At 47.7% G+C, this 17,589-nt stretch carries 16 protein-coding genes; 9 read left to right on the top strand and 7 right to left on the bottom strand.

All coding sequences use genetic code 11. From position 1 onward, the window contains the following. Positions 1-24 precede the first annotated feature (24 nt). The 3 genes from IEW88_RS16840 to IEW88_RS16830 are packed head-to-tail and all read right to left on the bottom strand — an operon-like array spanning position 25 to position 6,062. The gene (locus tag IEW88_RS16840; RefSeq protein WP_147905132.1) at positions 25-1,914 is read right to left on the bottom strand and encodes a phytase; all 1,890 of its coding nucleotides are present in this window, start codon (positions 1,912-1,914) and stop codon (positions 25-27) included. Continuing rightward, positions 1,911-3,299, bottom strand: coding sequence for a purple acid phosphatase family protein (locus tag IEW88_RS16835; RefSeq protein WP_147905133.1), 1,389 nt, complete (start codon positions 3,297-3,299; stop codon positions 1,911-1,913). Before IEW88_RS16835 ends, IEW88_RS16840 begins: the two co-directional genes overlap by 4 nt. A 9-nt stretch (positions 3,300-3,308) precedes the next feature. After that, the gene (locus IEW88_RS16830) at positions 3,309-6,062 is read right to left on the bottom strand and encodes a TonB-dependent receptor (RefSeq protein WP_147905134.1); all 2,754 of its coding nucleotides are present in this window, start codon (positions 6,060-6,062) and stop codon (positions 3,309-3,311) included. Between the two features lie 211 nt (positions 6,063-6,273). Between IEW88_RS16830 and IEW88_RS16825 the strand changes: the two genes are divergently transcribed. The 3 genes from IEW88_RS16825 to IEW88_RS16815 all read left to right on the top strand — a co-directional run bounded on the left by IEW88_RS16825 (position 6,274) and on the right by IEW88_RS16815 (position 8,674). Then, a complete protein-coding gene (locus IEW88_RS16825) occupies positions 6,274-7,173 on the top strand; it encodes a GGDEF domain-containing protein (protein ID WP_147905135.1) in 900 nt (299 codons plus the stop codon). Beyond that, a complete protein-coding gene (locus tag IEW88_RS16820) occupies positions 7,170-8,183 on the top strand; it encodes an AraC family transcriptional regulator (protein ID WP_147905136.1) in 1,014 nt (337 codons plus the stop codon). The genes IEW88_RS16825 and IEW88_RS16820 overlap by 4 nt, the downstream gene beginning before the upstream one ends. A gap of 98 nt (positions 8,184-8,281) precedes the next feature. Continuing rightward, positions 8,282-8,674, top strand: coding sequence for a response regulator (locus tag IEW88_RS16815; RefSeq protein ID WP_053423200.1), 393 nt, complete (start codon positions 8,282-8,284; stop codon positions 8,672-8,674). Here the strand turns inward: IEW88_RS16815 and IEW88_RS16810 are convergent. Further along, entirely contained in the window at positions 8,671-9,018 is a 348-nt protein-coding gene (locus IEW88_RS16810) for a HopJ type III effector protein (RefSeq protein WP_053423201.1), read from the bottom strand. The genes IEW88_RS16815 and IEW88_RS16810 overlap by 4 nt on opposite strands. 75 nt (positions 9,019-9,093) lie before the next feature. Between IEW88_RS16810 and IEW88_RS16805 the strand changes: the two genes are divergently transcribed. Further along, the gene (locus IEW88_RS16805; protein WP_147905137.1) at positions 9,094-10,110 is read left to right on the top strand and encodes an SPM autocatalytic domain-containing protein; all 1,017 of its coding nucleotides are present in this window, start codon (positions 9,094-9,096) and stop codon (positions 10,108-10,110) included. A gap of 104 nt (positions 10,111-10,214) precedes the next feature. On the opposite strand, the gene IEW88_RS16800 is transcribed toward IEW88_RS16805, so the two are convergent. The 3 genes from IEW88_RS16800 to IEW88_RS16790 form a co-directional block, all read right to left on the bottom strand. Continuing rightward, entirely contained in the window at positions 10,215-10,676 is a 462-nt protein-coding gene (locus IEW88_RS16800; RefSeq protein ID WP_053423203.1) for a VOC family protein, read from the bottom strand. A 74-nt stretch (positions 10,677-10,750) separates the two neighbouring features. After that, on the bottom strand, positions 10,751-11,239 hold the full coding sequence (locus tag IEW88_RS16795; protein ID WP_147905138.1) for an STAS domain-containing protein: 489 nt from the start codon (positions 11,237-11,239) through the stop codon (positions 10,751-10,753). Positions 11,240-11,250: 11 nt separating this feature from the next. Next, on the bottom strand, positions 11,251-12,591 hold the full coding sequence (locus IEW88_RS16790; protein ID WP_147905139.1) for a PP2C family protein-serine/threonine phosphatase: 1,341 nt from the start codon (positions 12,589-12,591) through the stop codon (positions 11,251-11,253). Positions 12,592-12,796: 205 nt separating this feature from the next. Here IEW88_RS16790 and IEW88_RS16785 point away from each other — a divergent pair, with 205 nt between their 5' ends. From IEW88_RS16785 to IEW88_RS16765, 5 genes are all read left to right on the top strand, one after another. Then, complete coding sequence (locus tag IEW88_RS16785) at positions 12,797-14,200, top strand: AlkA N-terminal domain-containing protein (protein WP_147905140.1); 1,404 nt, start codon at positions 12,797-12,799, stop codon at positions 14,198-14,200. Next, positions 14,197-14,688 carry a methylated-DNA--[protein]-cysteine S-methyltransferase gene (locus tag IEW88_RS16780; RefSeq protein ID WP_147905141.1) on the top strand — a complete coding sequence of 164 codons (492 nt, stop codon included), beginning with the start codon at positions 14,197-14,199 and terminating at the stop codon, positions 14,686-14,688. Before IEW88_RS16785 ends, IEW88_RS16780 begins: the two co-directional genes overlap by 4 nt. A 173-nt stretch (positions 14,689-14,861) precedes the next feature. Next, entirely contained in the window at positions 14,862-15,743 is an 882-nt protein-coding gene (locus IEW88_RS16775; protein WP_147905142.1) for a pirin family protein, read from the top strand. 55 nt (positions 15,744-15,798) lie between these two features. Beyond that, the gene (gene mtnN / locus IEW88_RS16770; protein WP_147905143.1) at positions 15,799-16,512 is read left to right on the top strand and encodes a 5'-methylthioadenosine/S-adenosylhomocysteine nucleosidase; all 714 of its coding nucleotides are present in this window, start codon (positions 15,799-15,801) and stop codon (positions 16,510-16,512) included. Then, entirely contained in the window at positions 16,513-17,472 is a 960-nt protein-coding gene (locus IEW88_RS16765) for a cobalamin biosynthesis protein CobD/CbiB (RefSeq protein WP_147905144.1), read from the top strand. Positions 17,473-17,589: the final 117 nt, after the last annotated feature.

Raw genomic sequence — 17,589 nt, 5'->3', positions numbered from 1 at the left:
TGTTGAGCGCTATCTATTCTGTTCTCAATGAGCAGGCAGTAATTCCAATACCTGCTCTAAAGGCACCAGCTTCAGATTCTGGCCCTGCTCCGGCATACGATTACGACCATCCTGCACTATCACAGCACCTTGTTCAAAACCTTTACCCAAGGACAAAGTGGTTAGCTCCAGACCATCGGTTTCTGAACTGCCATCTATGCCCAGCTCTGCATTTAAACGAATACGAAAGCGGGCTACGGCTTTATAAGGGGCTGTAGTTTGAAACAACACATAACTGTCATTGCCTTGACTGGATGCCAGTAAATAGGATGGCTTTCCAGCTTTTCCAGGCAACAGGGCTAAACCTTCCACATCAGCCACCAGCACATCGCCATCAGCTTTTATGACCAGCTCGCCTTGGGTATCCGCTTTGGCATCAGCGGAAAAACGCCAAATCCCCACATCTTCTTCGCCCAAAAACAGCAGGTCATTCTGATCATCAGCAACACAACCTTCAGGTTGACTTGGCACTTTTAAACGCCGCACTTCTTTGGCACTCCAGTGCTGGCCACTGGAGCTAATCTGGTACTGCAATACTGTGCCATCTTTGTCATTGGCAAACACATAAGTCTGGCCGCTGCGTTTGGACTGATACAAACACAAACCATAAATATCGCTAAAAGGTGTAGCAAATTTCAGCGCTGTGTTCACCTGCCCCTCTGCATCTATTGCAAACAGCTGCACCGAGTTATCAGCTCTTAAGGTCGCAGCCGCTATATCCTGTTTTTTACCCTGATACTCCAGGCCATAACGCAGGTCAATATTGTTGACCCGGCCCACCTGTAAAAACTGCAGCTGCTCACCTTTCATAGTGTAAACAGCCACACCGGCTCTTTTATCCGTGGCTAAAATACGGCTGTTGTCAGGATTTTTCTTATTCTGCCAGACGGCAGGATCGTCTATGGCATCCCCTCTGTAGCTGACGGCCACGGTTTCCAAGGTTGGGCTTAACTGCTGCATAGGTAAAGTGGCACGCTCTGGTAATACAGCCGCTTGAGCCTGATAGGCTTCATCTTTTAATTGTGTATGCTGACCCTCTTCACTGACCACAGACAAGATGCCGGCAGACAGGCCTAACTGCTCTGCGGATTCCAGTGCGGGGATGGCTTTGCTCTGTTGCCACACCAAATCATCACCTTGGGTTTGATAACTTTGCAACAAAGCAGGTTCTTCCTGTAAGGCTAATAAAGTACCGTTGGCAGTTAATTCCAGCGCTTTCACTTCAGCTGTTAATTTGCCTAATGGTGCCTGCACGTCAATCAGGCGGCGGCCTTCATCGGCTTCTACTTCGGCATTATAAGACCAGAGCGCTGTTGCGCCTTCCGCCAGATACAAGGTGCCTTTTTGCTGATCCACAGCACAAGCTGTGGCATCTGTGGGCAGGTTTAGAGTACGGATAGATAAAGGCGCAGCTAAAAATTTGGAATCCTGCGCCAGTAACCACTGCTCACCCACACCTCTGTCACCTATTAAAAACAGGCTAAGTTGTTTGTTTTCTGCACTTTGATACCAGCATACATCGTCCACCACCAGTTGGCTGACCAACTGCTTGCCAGAGCGCTGTACTGTTTTACCTTGCAGTTGCCACCAGTGCAGCTGATTGCTTTCCGTTTCAATAGCAGCCAGTAACACAGAGCCATCGGTTTGGGGCAAAGCTTTTAAACGGCGAAATACACCAGGCCATTGTTCGATCACTGCACCTTTGCCATCCTGCCAGACTAAGGCAGTAGCAGAGCTTTGAAACTGCCCTGCTGTGGTATTTAATTCAGCATATACAGTAGCAGCCGAATCAACTGCGGCGCTATGTTGGCTTTGCGCCTGACAGGCCATCAGCATGGCAGCTGAAACTAAGGTGGCGATTAAAGAGTATTTCATTTTTTCTCCGGGGCGCTCTCTGCAGCGCTGAATTCTGTGCCTTGCCAGCATTTGTTGTCATTAATGGTTTTAGCGCTGCAATGGGCAACTTTGGCTTTAAATTGTTGCTGCAACAGGTTCGAACCATCGCTTTGACGCTTTAACGTGAAGCTGTCGTATAAGCGGCCTGTCACTGTCATGGCTTTTACTTTGAGCTGGTTTTCGCTGATATCAAGTTGCTGAAATAACTGAGTATCTTCGCCAACCTGAGCCATTTGGGCACGAGCCTGTTTTGACACCAGATACATTTTTGGACCAGCCACTGACACCATATAGACCGGGCCTTTGTTCTCAGGCTGATAGCGACCATAGACATGATCGTGGCCCTGCAACACCAAATCGACTTTGTACTGGTCGAATAAAGGCTGCCAGTACTGACGTAATCTCGGGTTATCCCGGCCTAAAGACACCGAAAACATCGGATGATGATAGATGGCGATAGTCCAGCGGTTCGGATTGTTCGAAAGCACCTGCTTTAACCAGCCGGCCTGTACTTTAGCCAGGCTTTCATCTTCCACTGCTGCAGTGGAATTCAGCACAATAAAGCGCACGCCCTGATAGTCGTGGTAAAACACTGTATCCTGCAAAGCGGCGGGGCCATTGCTCAGGCTCTGAAACTGCGCGGTAAATTGTGCGGCCAGCTCCCTGCGTTCCTCCCCTTTGGCATTCTCACTTTTCAGGTATTCATGGTTACCAGCGGCAATCAGCTGCGGCGTCATAGCGCCCACCCAGCCGATAGCGTCAAACCATTCACCCCATTCGTGATCTAAAATGCCGTAACGGGAATTGACCAGATCACCTGCATGGAGCATCAGTTTAGCCTGCGGCACGTGCTGCTGAGCACTGCGCACCAAACGCGAGAAATGCGCTTTTAAGTTGTTTTGCGCATCACCAAAATACAGCAGACTAAAAGGTTCAAACTCTGCTTTGGCGGTGCGAAATTGCAGCCACTCACTCCAGTTGCCTTCGCCTTTGACTCTGTAGGCATACAAGGTATCGCTCTGTAAACCAGACATAGTGGCCTTATAAAAATAGGCTGAGCCATTGTCGGTCTTAACTAAAGTGCCTTTGACATCCAGCGTTTTTGCATCCAGCTCCAGTGCAGGGCCATCAATAGCTTTAGCCCATTGCAGCTGGCTTTGCGCTATGCTGCTACGCCAACCGACCGCCTGACTGCTGGCAGCATCGGTAGCAGGTAACAACACGATGCGATCGGCAAAGCTACTCGCCAGATACCGGTTTTTTCCTTCAGGTACTGAAGTATTACTGGCACTGGCCACAAAGCTTAACACCAGCAGCAGGCCAGCAACTGGCCCCCGCAGGTTTTCATATGATTTCTTATTCATGCGCCATCCTTACCAGTTGGTTAACTGAATACCGACGGCAAAAGTACGGCCATATTCTTCGTACTGAGCATTAAAGGCGCGTGTGCCTGTGTAGTTGTAATACGGCTCGTCTGTTAAGTTCACCGCATTAAAGTACAACTGCACGGCCGGGTCGATTTTCCACTTAGCGCTGAAATCCCATTGCAACTGGCTGTCGCTGAATAAGTCATAAGCCGGGTCGTCAAACTCGCTGACTTCCACCAGATAATCCGACTTATAATTGGCCGCTAAACGCAAACTCCAGCTGTTGTCTTCATAACCAATGGCCATATTGGCGGTTTTATCCGACTGACTAGGTAAATCAATATCACGGGTCAGCAGCTCGCCATCATCAAACCAGCTGATTTGCGCTTCAGAGCGGCTTAAGGTTAAATTGGCTGAGACTAACCAGTGATCCCAAAACTCGCTGACCCCTTGCAGTTGCTGCACATAGTTCAGCTCCAGACCATACAAAGTGGCATCATCGCCATTGATAAAGGTTTCGGCGTGGTTAAAGTCTTCGTATTCACCCTGACCTGCCAGGTCTGTGGCGTAGATAAAGTCTTTAATGTCTTTGTAGAACAACATGGCTGACATGACGCCTAACTTATCCGGGTAGTACTCCACACCTAAATCCAGGTTGGTTGAAGTTAAGGCCTCAAGTGCCGGGTTACCAAAGCTGGCTTCAACATCACCATCATCTTCTTCCAGCACAAAAGCCGGTGCCAGTTGAGCAAAACTTGGACGCACTAAAGAACTGGTAATGGCTGCTCGAACCTGGGTTTGATCCGACAGACTGTAACGGCTAATGACTGCTGGTAACCAGTGTGATTCAGAGCCGCTGTACAATTGTGGGCTGAATTCTTCTGTTGTGGCGTCGTATTTACTACCTACAGCGTCACGTTGGTCATGCTCAAAACGGCTGCCTGCAATGACCTGCCAGTTTTCGCCTTGCCAGTTGCCTTGCAGATAAGCTGCTTTAATTTCTTCATCCACCCTGAAATCATTAATTTGTGATTCCACCGGGTCCAGATAATCATCTCTGTCTAAGGTGCTTAATTCCGACAATAACAAGCCGGGATTGATGGCAGGACCAAACCGCCCTAAACCATAATCTGCATTGCCCATAGGGTAATCAGCCAGGGTTAATTTACTCAGGCCAGCGTCTTCTAAATCTTCAAACAGCCACAGGCTTTCATCTGCAACTTTGCTTCTGTCACTCCATTTCACACCAGCTTTGACTTCCAGCGCGCCCCAGCTTTGGAGCAATTCGCGGCTTAGATCAAACTTGGCGTTTTTCTCTTTTTCTTCAGTGAAAGTGTCAGCGACTTCGACTTCATCCAGCTCGTAGTCTTCGGCACTGTAAGCAGATTCAGGCGCCAGTAACTGCAGCTTGTCTGTGCCGCTAAAACTTAAACCTTCGTCAAACTCTTGCTTAAACTGACCATCAGCCAGACTAAAAGGTGTTTTTTCATCGGCTTTGCTGGCTCCAACCTCGGCTTTCCACTGCCAGTCTGCTAACTGCTGTTGCATACCCAGCACCAGAGCGCTGATGGTTTGAGTTTCTTCACGGGCTTTAATACCGCGCACCAGCTCACCTGCGGAATCTGCGCCTGCTTGCACTGGCTCTGCAAATTCAGTCAGTAAACTCTGACGCACTTCATCGTCGGTAAACTTGCTGTACAAAGTCCGCAGGTAGTAGTCGGTATCGCCTTCAGGGCGATAATCTAAATTCAGTGCTAAGCCCATACGTTTACGACTGATTTGATACTGGCGCTGCTCAAACTCAGCTAAAGCTTGTTCTTCAATGTCCCAGTTACCTCCAGTCTCGACGTTGTCTGAGCCAAATTTACGATCGGCATAGCTTGCGGAAAGTGCTACACCTAAAGCATCTTTATCACCAGCTACATCAAAAATGCTACTGTATAAACCTGATACTTTTGGGCTGGTTTCGCTTTGTTGCTGGTTGTAACTACCTTCAGCGCTAAAGGTATAAAAATCCGAGCTGCGGTCAAAAGCGGAGATACTTTTGATATCGACAGTGCCACCTAAAGAACCAGCAGCTTGCTCTGGTGCTATGGTTTTGGTGACTTCAACCGAGGACAATAAATCTGAGGGGATCACATCCAAAGCCACGGCACGGCGGCCTGATTCTGGCGCAGCCAGCTGAGTGCCGTTGTAGGTCACAGTATTATAATCCGGCGCTAAACCACGCACGCGGATAAAACGGCCTTCGCCCTGATCCGGCTCTACAGACAAACCTGCTAAACGGGCTAAGGATTCACTGACGTTTTTATCCGGGAACTGACCCAGTTCGTCTGTCGTTGCCACACTGACAATACCGCTGGCAAAACGTTGCTGACTTAAGGCCTTCCCTGCTGAAGCTAGCTGACCTTGTACTTCCAGTTTTTCAATGCCGGATTCCACTTTTGCCAGCGTGATATCACCCAGCGCCTGATCTGAACTCAGGTTAACGTCTGATTTTTGCTGCGGCACACCGGCATAACTAAATTGCAGTTGGTACTGACCTTCTGGCAAATTAGAAAACACAAAACGACCATCATGGCCTGTCACTTTACTGATTTTTAATGCCGGAATACTGACCTGCACACCAGACAATAATACCTGACGGCTATCCACCACCCGGCCTGTTAATTCAGCGGCCTGTGCCGACATCACTGAAGCGCAGATCAAACTGATACTGCTGGCCAATAAAGCGCGACGAAACACTGTGTTCGTTTGCATAAGAAGAACCCCAATTCCTGAAAATGTTTATAGTGATTGGAATTTATTCTGCGGCGTTTTTATGACAACTCAGCGTGTCAAAGCTGCTATGCCTGAGCTAAGTTGACCCGGGGTCTGCTTAGCTCTGCTGCGTTTATTTCTGTCATGGCATTGTCATATCCAAAGGTCAAACTGAGTTTATTTTTCCATGCTTTCATAAGCAGGAGTCGAGATGGGATTTAGCTCACAGCACCCGGCCAAACTCTGGCTGACAGCGCTACTTTTTTTGCTTTGTATTTTGCTGGCAGTGAATTATGGCGAGTTAAAAACAGCGGCCGACATCGACTGGATGGATATTTTAGGCGAAGGCAGCAGTCTGGCTGTCGTTCTTGCCTGGTTATTATTAGTGCTGTACAGCAGACCGGCAGGTCCGGTTACCAATGGTCTTTATGTCGGTTCTTTATTGTTGGTACTGTCCTACCAGCTGAACTTACTCGACGAGTTTTTCCAGTACCCGGATAGCCACAGACTACTAAGCTGGCTTGAGTCTATTCCGGCTCCTGTTGGCATGCTGATCTTAACTTTAGGCCTGATTGGCTGGCATAAAGAACAAGCTTTTATTAACAGGCAATTAGCCAGCCGCGAGCTGCATTTACGCCATTATCAATTACTTGACCCATTAACCAAACTGTATAAACCAGAGTATTTATTGGCTGTACTGAAACGTGAACTGGAGCTACAACAACAGCACCAGCAGCCTTTTTGTCTGGCCTTAGTGGATATCAGCCAATTCTCACGTTTTAACAGGGAACAAGGCATGGCGGCTGCCGATTTATTGCTGCAACAGCTCAGCGAACTGACGCTGCTGCAATTCAGATCCGGTGATTTAGTCTGTCGTTACAGCGGCGATAAATTTGTCATTCTGATGCCACAAAGCAATCAGGCGATAGCGCAGAGTCTGTTGCAAAATGCCAGCAGAGAACTCACGACCTATTTACCAACTCAACTGCACTGGACCATCACTGAAATCACAGCCATGCAGCACGTCACTCAACCCCAAAGGTTGCTATCCCAGCTCTGGCAACAATTACAAAGGCAGAAACAGCAGAAAACCCTGTGGAGCTTAGTGTGAGTAAAGCCTTGCTGGCCTTTGATGACAAAGCCATGCTGCTCAGCACTGCAGCTTTGGATATGATTTTATTGTGTCAGCGTCGAGGTTTTGCCTTAGACTCCCTGCTCAAAGGCACTAAGTTATTTGAACAAGATTTACGCAAAGCCACCACTAAAATCAGCCCTGCGCAGTATCTGCAACTGGTCAGTAATTGCCAAAAAGCCTTGCCTGGGCCTGAGCTGGCGTATTTAACAGCCCAAAGCTGGTTACATCACAGCCATTCACCTTTGCTGCTGATGCTCAGACACAGTGCCAATTTACAGCAAGCGTTACTGAGCTTTTACCGCTACCGCTCACAACTGTTGCCTCTGGTTTATATACGTTTGCAACGAGTGCAGGGGCAGTTACGCTTAGTGCTACGACCCTCTTTTGATCTGGGAAAACAACAGGCTTTTATAGAACAACTGATGCTTCACTACTTACTGGGTTTAGTGAAACAACAGCTGGGTGATACATCAAGGCTAAGTATCAGTGCAACGGGTATGGATTATGAAACCAGTTGGTTATACCAGCATCAATGGCAACTGACACCAGAACTTTGTTTGCAAAATTGTTTGTCCTTGCCCCTTGCACTGCTAAAGCATCCTTTTGCTGACGCCAACCCTGTTCTTTGGCAACAACAACAGAACTGGTGCCTGTACTTGCAGCAGTCGATACCAGAAAAAGCTGCGTTTACTGAACAACTGGAACAATGGCTTTTTACTGTATTACGCCAATCGCCATCGCAGGAAGACGCAGCACGGCATTGGGGTTTAAGTTTGAGCAGCTTAAAACGTCTATTGGCGCTACAACACACCAGCTACCAACAGCTACAGGATCAGGTTAAAGCTTGTGCGGCGCAACAGGCTTTGTTAGTGCAAGGTATGTCAAATAAAACACTGGCCAACCGGCTGGGTTATTCCGACGAACATAACTTCCGCCGCGCATTTAAACGCTGGACAGGCTTGCTACCAAGCCAGTTTCGTTCTTAATCCCGCTTTATTGCAATAATATCGTTTATTTATTGCGCTTTTCTCTGGATCGCTGCATGCTCAACCAAAGTTAAATGCCTCAAGCAAGGATGTTGTGCATGACTCTGGAGCAATCCTCTATTCTGATCGTTGATGACGTCAGCTCAGTTCGTTATTTCTTAAATCAAAACTTACGCATTATGGGTGCCGAAAAAGTGGCGGAAGCCAGCACAGGCCAACAGGCATTGATAGCGATCAGCACTGAGCAACCAGACGTAATTTTCTTAGATATTGAACTGCCGGATAGTAATGGCCACGAGCTGTTAACCCACATCAAAGCCTTGGACCCGAAGTGCCATGTGGTGATTATGTCAGCACACAGCACAGTGGAAAATGTGAAACGTAGTGTCGAAGGTGGAGCAAGCGGTTTTATGGCCAAACCTTTTACGCCGCAAAAAATTCAAGCCACTATGAATCGCATCTGCAAACTGCCACAAGTAAAATCTGTTTAAACCGATTTTGGGCTTAACGCCTGACTGGCAAATTCAATACCATCCCAGCCATACTGCATAAACTGCCTGATATTAAGGTGGTCGGTGCCTGTAGGGCTTGCCAGCACATCTTTGCGGTAATAATCACCAAACATCTGCAAAGTTTGAGGCTCTGACAAACGGTGTAGTAAAGCAAAAGCAAAAATCTTGCAGGAGCCGTTATTTTCCCCCGCCGCATTCTGTTTATCTCCATTACGAAACGCAGTTTCAGTAAAGTCATATAAGCTTTCTATCAAGTCTATGCTTTGCGAAAAGCTGATGCTGTCTGGATCTGTCGTCAACTGACGGAAAAAATTTTCTAACATAATAGCGATCCTGGTTAAATTTTAAACAACACTGCCGATACAGTCGTCAAGCCCAAGTAAGAGAGGGAGCTACACATGCAAATCCTCAGCATCAAGCAACAACAGACATCCACTAGTCAGCAGCTATTTTATGCTGGCCGCAGCCAGAGTCCAGAGCGAAACGACAACTCAACTGTAACAAAGGATAACAGAAGTTTAACTCAGACTTCTCTGTTACCTTCGGCTACTAGCGCTTCTGCTGAAACTATGCCTGCAGCATCCGCCGATCCAGCGACTGAGAGTGACAGTGATAGTGACCAAGGTTTATTTAACGCCGTGTATTCGATTCGCACCATCAAGCTTTTATTAGAGCAACTAACAGGCGAAGAGTTGCAAGGTTGGGTCGACCCGGCTGAGTTAAACCGTGCTTTAAAAGGGGCTGATAACAGCACTTTAGCGGAGCACGCACAAAACCAAAATGCCACTGGCGTCACTATTCGCGAATGGTCCTACCGCTATGAAGCCATTAGTGCCGATTTTTCCGGCTCAGTGACTTTAGAGGATGGCGGCAGCTTTAGCTGGTCGATGCAATTTGCCATGAGCTACGAAGAATTCAGCTACAGCCAACGCACAGAACAGCCAATGAAAGACCCTTTAGTGATGAGTTTTAACGGCCATCCTGTGGAACTGAGCGGACAAAGCTCAGCCTTTAATCTGAGCGAAAATGCCAAGCGTATTCAGCAACTTGCACAAGGTCAGTATTATCTCGCCAAAGACAGTAATAACAACGGCGCTGTCGATTCAGGTAAAGAATTATTTGGTCCAACCACAGGTCAGGGTTTTGCTGAACTGGCTGCTTATGATAAAGACCAAAACGGCCTGATCGATCAACAAGACCCTATCTGGCAAAGTTTATGGTTATGGCGCCCTGAAGATAAAGGCTTATATAGCTTAAAAGAAATGGGCGTGGCGGCATTGAGTGTCGATTCTATCGCAACACCTTTTAGCTTGCGCCACAAAGACGAAGTACGAGGCCGGCTGGAGCGCAGCTCCATTTTTATCACTGAAGATAAAGATGTCGGCTTATTACAGCAGATTGATTTGAAGGTGTGAGCTGGTGCACAGAAGAAGTTTAGCTGTTGTACTGCCGCCTCGCGGCGAGTACAACCTACGAGGGACTTTACACAAGTCTTTTCTCTGCCGCTGCAAACAGAGAGCTAGCCAAACATCTGCGCGGCACGTTTTGCCATCTCCTCTTCCGACACATCTTCAATATGAGTCGAAATCATCCAGTTGTGACCAAAAGGGTCTTGCAGACAACCGCTGCGATCACCCCAGAATTGATCCGAGACCGGCATAGTGACAGTGGCTCCAGCGGCTGCGGCACGCTCAACAAAAGCATCCACGTCAGGTACATAAATCATTAAAGTGACAGGACTCGCGCCCAGCATATCCGGGCTTTTAGTACCCCAATCATCACTTTGTTCGCTAAACATAAAAGTCGCACTGCCAATGCGCATTTCCGCATGCATCACAGCGCCGGATGGCATATTCATCCGTAATGTGGTTTCAGCGCCAAAGGCCTTTTGATAAAAATCGAATGCGGCTGCCGCATTTTTGATCACCAGATAAGGCAATACAGCGCCAAAACCGGATGGAATAGCCTGAACCTCGGTCATAATGTTCTCCTTGATGTTGGTTTTTGCTGAAAAAAGCGCTTTGAGTATAGCCAGAAGCAGGCCTGCTGCAGGGGCTAACTAAGCTGTTGTTTTAATAAGTCCACCACAGACTGAAACTGAGTTTTGTTTTGTTCATTCAGTGCAATCAAGGCTTCATGAGCACGCAGTATCATTTGGCCTTTTTGTTGATCGCTGTAAGGCATAGCCTGAACGCTGGTAAGGTCAATATCAGGATCAGTAGACTGCTGCACCAGGTCAAAAGCTTGATCAAAACAAAGACTAAGCAGTAGCTCATTGATGGCCGGTACAGTGCAAAACAACACGGGTTTTGCTAACTGATGCTGCTGGGCATAACGCGCTAAAGCCGCCAATAGGCCAATATAAGTGCTGTCGATAAAACTAGCCTGGTTTAAATCCACCACCAATTCAGTGCATTGAATTTTTGCAGAAAACAGCCGTTCCACCAGATCATCCATACCACTGGCATTGGTGTAACGCAGCTCACCGGATAATTTGAAAAAACAGCACTGGTCAACGCAGGCGAACAGGATTTGATCAGTCATACAGTCCTCACTCAGGTGCTCTGTTGCCGGGTTAATTTCAGTATTGTTAAGTCGTCCGGCAACTGCTGCTCTGGGTCTATCGCCAAAGCCTGTAATAAATCGGCTATGTCCTTGTGCTGGTAACTTTGTTGTAATAAATGCTGCAGTTTTTGCTCCGTATTTTGCTGCGGCAGCAAGTCTAAAATGCCATCGGAACATAAAACCAGGCTGCTGTTTTGCTGCAGGACTAAGTGCTGATTGTGGTAACTGGCAAAGTCAAACATGCCCACAGGGGTACTTTTCAATTCCAGATAATGCTGCTGTTGTTGCTCCTGTTGTTGCAGCAGCAAAGGCCAGGGAAAGGCTCCGGCATTGGCATAGGTCAATTCAGCTGTTTGTGTATCCAGCACCGCATAAAACAGCGCTATGTATTTGCCGATTTTGTCTTTCAGCAGCTCTTGATTCAGTTGTGTTAATACAGCGGCCGGATCCAGCACTGAAGCTGAGCTGTCGCGCTGATAACGCTCCAGCATGGCGCTGATAAAACGTTTCAGGTACACAGTAACAAAAGCCGAAGCCACGCCATGGCCTGAGACATCGGCGATATAAAACACCACTTTATGCTCATCCACACAAAAGTAGTCAACAAAGTCGCCACTCATAAATTCTGACGGATATAACACATGGCTAAATTGATACTCGGCATAGTTAAAAATGGCAGGCGGTAGCATTTTAAACTGCAGTTGTTTACCGGCTTTTTCACCCGCTTCGAGCTCAGCCAATGAATGCTGCAATTGCTGATTGCTGCTTTGCAGCTGCTCTGTTCTGGTTTGTATTTGTTGCTCCAGATGTTCATTCAGATCAGCCAGTTGCCTGATAGCGATATAAGATCGTAATGCCGACACCACACTGGTCGTCAGGCGCTGCACTGTCAGCTCGGTTTTAGCTCGGTAGTCGTTGATGTCATAGTCCAGCACAATACGATGCTCAGGTGCTTGCCCTGGCTGGCCAGTGCGTAAAATAATTCGTACCAGCTGGTTTTGCAGCTGCTCACGGATATAACGCACCAGCACTAAACCTGCGTCATCCGTTTCCATCACCACATCCAATAAAATCAGCGCTATCTCTTTGTTGTGCTGAAGAATGTGCCTTGCTTCGGCCGCACTATAAGCGCTGATAAACTTCAGTTTGTGCTGCAGAAAGCTAAAATCGCGCAGTGCCAATAAGGTAATTTGATGGATTTCAGGTTCATCATCGACAATAAGTACAGTCCAGCACGCTTGCTGCTTTTCTGTGACTTGCGCATCAACAGCAAACAACAAGCGGTCTTCCTCAGCGCCTATGGCTTGTTGGGCATTAAGGTGGTGTTCCATACAGCATTCCTTCACATTAATGTCTGATCGAACTGGCGTTAGGGGTTCGCTTCACTTTGCTTTAACTATAGTCGTCTGAGATCAAACTGCTGTTGAGACTCGGCGAACCACTATAAAAATGCGTTTTTTCAGTACCGGATCCGGCCAGATTTTTTCTTGTACTCAAGGTACACTCTGTTTAGTTTTCTGCAAAAGAGTCCGTAGCATGCTGGATCCGCTGATCTGCCAACAAGCCCGGTTATCGCGCGACAGTCGTTTTGATGGCCTGTTTTTTATTGCGGTAAAAAGTACAGGGATTTATTGCCGCACTATTTGCCCGGCTAAGTCTCCGGCTGAACATCAGGTGACCTACTTTTCCTGTGCCGCAGCGGCTGCCTCTGCCGGTTACCGGCCTTGCTTACGTTGCAGACCCGACAGTGCGCCGCAATCTCCCGCCTGGCTTGGTGTCGAAACCAGTGTCAGACGTGCTTTAAAGCTCATCGCAGAAGGTGCTTTAGTGCATGGCGATCAGGCCGCTTTAGCATCGCGTCTTGGTATAAGTGAGCGTTATTTACGTAAGCTGTTTCAGCAACATTTAGGCGTAGCACCTAAACAATATGCCCTGTACCAGCAAGTGTTGCTGGCAAAACAGTTACTCCATCAAAGCAGTTTGCCTGTGCATCAGATTGCCGCTTTATGTGGTTTTCATAGTATCCGGCGTTTTAACGACGCCTTTAAACAACAATTGTTATTAAGCCCGAGCCAAATCCGGCGTAAAAAAACAACAGGACACTCCTCTGTGATTGAATTACAACTGAGTTATCGACCACCACTGAACTGGCAAGCCCAGCTGGATTTCTGGCGCCAGCGTACGCTGGACGGCATGGAATGGGTTAAGGGTGATGCTTACGGCAGAACCTTTAGCTGGCCAACTTTGGAGGGTGTTGTGCATGGCTGGTTTGAATTAAGCCCGCTTAAAGAAGGGGCGATGTTGTTAAAACTGCATTGGCCCAGCCAGCAAGAGCTCACCTCTGTACTGCAACGTATTCGCCAACTGGCTGATTTAGATGCCAATATGCCGCAGATAGAGCAGCAACTTGCACCAGTGTTTGGTGATGCTCTGGAATCAGGTTTACGGCTACCGGGTTTATGGAGCCCGTTTGAAGCGGCCGTAAGGGCTATTTTAGGCCAACAAGTCAGTGTGCAAGGCGCCCGCACTCAGCTCAATCGTTTACTTGCTGAATTAGCACAGCCTTTGCCGGATGAGCCACAGAAAAAGCTGTTTCCGACGCCACAAGCCATCAGCCAAAATGAATTACTGATGCTTAAAGTGCCGCAAGCCAGACGCGACACCTTAAAACAGTTGGCGGCGACAGTGATCGCAGAGCCAGAAAGCACACCGGATGACTGGCTGAAACTCAAAGGCATTGGACCCTGGACTGTGGCCTATAGCAAAATGCGGGGGCTTGCCGATCCGGACATTTGGTTAGGCGGAGATCTAGGCGTACAAAAAGCCTTAAAACGTCATGGCGATATCACACCGGAGCAGCTGGCCCCCTGGCGCAGTTACGCCACTTTTCAGCTCTGGTTTAGTTTATCCCGCCCAGCTTTAAAGGAGACAACCGAATGAAACAACTGCAATTTGCTACTCCATTGGGGCCTTTGGTGGTTACGGCCAATCCCAAAGGTGTAGAGTCAGTCTTGTTCAGGGATTTAAGCGAAGTACCGGATCACAGCAATGACACACTGCTACAAGACTGCAAAGCTCAATTTGATGCTTATTTTGCTGGCAACCTGCAGCAATTTGATTTACCTCTGGCAGCTCAAGGCACTGAATTTCAACAAGCCGTCTGGCAGCAACTGAGTAAAATCCCTTTCGCACAGCTTCGCAGCTACAGCCATATAGCCCATGAGCTGAATAACCCAAAAGCAGTAAGGGCCGTAGGAGCGGCCAATGGCCGAAACCCTCTGACTATTATTGTGCCCTGCCACAGAGTCATAGGTGCCAATGGCACTTTAACAGGTTATGCCGGCGGATTAGAGCGCAAAGACTGGCTACTCAAACATGAACAAAATACGGCTTTAGCCTTGGGCTTGTTTCAGCTGGAAGCCCATTAATCCGTAGGGGCGATCTTTATGGTCGCCCGCACAGCCAACAAAGCTGCAGCTTCAAGGACGACGGGAAATCATTCAATTTTTTTGAACATTACCAGCAAAACAATCCGCTATTGCTTCGATAAAAGAGCTGTTTTAATAGGATTATCAAGCAACTCCTATTAGGTGAAATAAAGATGACAGCCCGTACTTTAAAACAATTGATCCCCGCTATGCAGGCCTCTGACGGTGCTGGCGTAAAAATTAAACGTAGCCTGGGCCAAAGTCAGGGCGTGCGGCTGGATCCTTTTTTAATGCTGGACGCTTTTGGCTCCGACAAAGCCGACGACTATATTGCCGGTTTCCCTGCCCACCCGCATCGTGGTTTTGAAACCGTCACTTATATGCTGGACGGCCATATGTTGCACGAAGATCACCTTGGTAATAAAGGCCATTTAACCAGTGGTGGAGTGCAGTGGATGACAGCGGGCCGAGGCATTATTCACTCTGAAATGCCGCAACAGGAATCTGGCCTGATGCGTGGTTTTCAACTGTGGATTAATTTACCAGCCGCAGAGAAAATGAAAGAAGCAGCCTATGTGGATATTCCGGCCGCAGATATTCCGCTTGTGCATTTAACAGCACAAAGTTTTGTCAAAGTGATAGCTGGAGAAACAGTGGTGAATGGCGATAGAGTAAGAGGTCCTATTTTCGGCCTATCCACTGAACCTCTGTATCTGGACGTTCAGTTAGAAGCTGGCCAAAGTCTGACCTTACCTGTCACCGCCGGTCATAACGCTTATGTGTATCCTTTTGAAGGCGAGGTGTTTGTTGAAGGTTTAAAAGTAGCGAATCATCACGGCGCAGTACTGAGCGATGGCGACAGTGTTACAGTTTCAGCCAAAGACAAAGCTCGTTTTATTCTGCTCTCAGCTAAACCTATTAAAGAACCCGTGGTGCAATACGGTCCTTTTGTGATGAATAAGCCAGAAGAAATTGAGCAGGCGATCCGCGACTATCAGGCCGGAAAACTGACCAATAATCAGCAGGCCAAAACCATAGCTATTCATAAGTCTTAACAGCCGCAAGCGCTCAATGTTATCATCTGCCCTTTCTTATCTTGAGGATCGGCAGATGCAACTTGTGGGTATTATCGGCGCTATGGAGCCGGAAATTGCAATTTTAAAAGCTCAATTAAGCGATATGACCACGGTCAAACTGGCGGATTACGAGTTTTACCAAGGCCGTCTGGCCGATACCGATGTGGTGTTAGTCCAATCTGGTATAGGCAAAGTGGCTTCTGCTGTAGCAACCACCTTATTAATTAGCCAGTTCAAACCGGACTGTGTCATCAACACAGGTTCAGCCGGTGGTTTTGACCCAGAGTTGAATGTAGGTGATGTGGTTATTTCTTCTGAAGTGCGCCATCACGATGTCGATGTAACAGCTTTTGGTTACGAAATTGGCCAGGTACCACGTATGCCAGCAGGCTTTACCGCTCATCCGGCTTTAATCAGTGCAGCAGAGCAAAGCATCAATACCTTAGGTTTTTGCAAAACTAAAAAAGGTTTAATCACCACGGGCGATGTGTTTATGTGCCAGCCTGAGCGTATTGCTCAAACCCGTGCACAATTCCCCACTATGCTGGCGGTAGAAATGGAAGGCGCGGCTATAGCTCAGGCATGTTATCAGCTCAAGACTCCTTTTGTGGTGATCCGCAGTTTAAGTGATATAGCCGGTAAAGAATCGCCAACCTCTTTTGAAGCTTATTTAGAAATCGCTTCAAAAAACAGTTCGGCTATGGTGCTGGAACTTCTGAAAAACCTGAAAACGGTGCAGCTGAGCTAAATGCCCTATTGGCTGGAAGATATCTCAGTCTATCCACTAGTGCTGCTAAGTATTTGGTTACTTGGCAGCCTGGTGTTATTGCCGCAGGATTACCAGCCTTTAACCTTTTTCCGCATTTTTGCCAAACAGTTAGCGGTCAAAGTTCATCCGGACCCGCACAGAGCCACTAGCCAGCAGTTGATCTCCGGCAGTTTAGCTTTAGCTCTGGTGATGTTACCCACTCTTGCTTTGCTGGCACCTTTATACTGGCTGTCCGACTGGCCTTTGGTATTGGATGGCTTATTGCTGTATTTTTGTCTGGATTTTGTCTATTACCGCCAACAAAGCCATAAAACGGCGCTGGCTATCAGCCAAAAACAACACAGCAGAGCCAAAGACTTATTACAACCTTTGGTTCTGCGTCAGACTCAAAGTTTAAGCGGCACTGGCTTATGCAAAGCCACTATTGAGATGCTCTGGCTTCGCACCGCCAAACAATGGGTTGGGGTGAGTTTCTGGTTTTTAGTAGGAGGAGGATTAGCTGCCGTGGCTTATCGCTTATTGCTGCTGTGCAACCAAGAGTGGAACGACAAACAAAACAACTTTCGGTATTTCGGTAGACCTGCCTCGTTATTAACTCAATGGGCCAGCTTTCCTGCCAGCCTGCTCACCGCTTTGCTACTGGCTTTTTTAACGGATATCACAGCAGCTTTCAGGCAATGGCGTCAGGCCTTGTCATTACGACTTTGCCTGCCTCATTTGCTGATCCTTGGAGCTTTAGCCGCGGCCTTGCGGATTAATCTGGCCGGCCCTGTGATCTACCAGCAACAAAAAAACCAGCGCCAGCGTTTGGGTCCAACTCAATTACCTGAAGTCAGAGATGTGCTTAATGCACTCAGACTCAACAGACAATTTCAGTTGTACTCAGCCTTTATTGTATTTATTTTCAGTCTGTTACAAATACTTTGGCTACTTTATTAACATCCCGCCAGTTTTTGTAAAATTCTTTGGAACTCTGCTGGACTTTGTGACGCCATTCACTGTATTTTCTAGACCTTCTACCAGCAGATAACAATAATAATCCGACCTACTGAGGAA

It is taken from the genome of Rheinheimera tangshanensis, from assembly GCF_014645135.1.
Taxonomy (GTDB): Bacteria; Pseudomonadota; Gammaproteobacteria; order Enterobacterales; family Alteromonadaceae; genus Pararheinheimera; species Pararheinheimera tangshanensis.
Note: the sequence above shows the minus strand (reverse complement) of the source record. Positions and strands in the feature narration are given on the sequence as shown.